At 47.5% G+C, this 765-nt stretch carries 1 protein-coding gene; it reads right to left on the reverse strand.

Annotated features, from left to right (window positions below):
• Window positions 1–92 precede the first annotated feature (92 nt).
• A partial coding sequence (locus R7093_RS25150) for a methyl-accepting chemotaxis protein (RefSeq protein ID WP_318147008.1) occupies window positions 93–765 on the reverse strand: 673 nt, incomplete at its 5' end.

Raw genomic sequence — 765 nt, forward strand, 5'->3', positions numbered from 1 at the left:
AGAAATCTGCGCTAGTTCTTTTTCGAAGTCGTTCATAGTACTTACCTAAATATAGTCATTAAACTGTTCAACTTCTTCTATTCTATCCAACTCTATAACTTGAAGCTACCAACCATCTTATCTAGGCGAGATGAAAGCTCTTGAAGATCGCGGCTTGCGCCAGCCAACTCTTCCGCCGTTGCAGTTGTCATCTCGTTGATTGCGTTGATTTCTTCAATATTCTGATTGATCGTATGAACCACGGTAGATTGCTCTTCCGTTGCCGTCGCAACTTGCGTGTTTCGATCGGAGATATCCGTAATGCGCTCAGAGATATTCACCAGCACTTCTACCGCTTCATCCGTCGAAGCCACACCCTCAAATGTGACCGCTTTGCCAGCTTCCATCGCGCTTACTGCATCCTGAGCATCACTTTGAAGCTGGTTGATCATACGTTGAATCTCTTCCGTTGAATCGGCAGTGCGCGACGCTAGGTTACGAACTTCATCTGCAACTACCGCAAAGCCTCGACCTTGCTCACCTGCGCGTGCTGCTTCAATCGCTGCGTTCAGTGCCAACAAGTTTGTTTGCTCAGAGATATCGCGGATTACACCAAGGATAGAGCCGATATCTTTCGTTGTAGAAGCAAGCTGTGTCACAACAATGTTTGTCGTTTCCACATCGTCAGCAAGACGGCTGATCACTTCTTTCGCCTTCATCACAACTTCACGACCCGTCTGAGTATTATCAGACGCTTGGTTTGCAGTATCGGCTGCCGTCGCTGCT

The sequence above is a fragment of the Vibrio sp. 1580 genome (assembly GCF_033340055.1).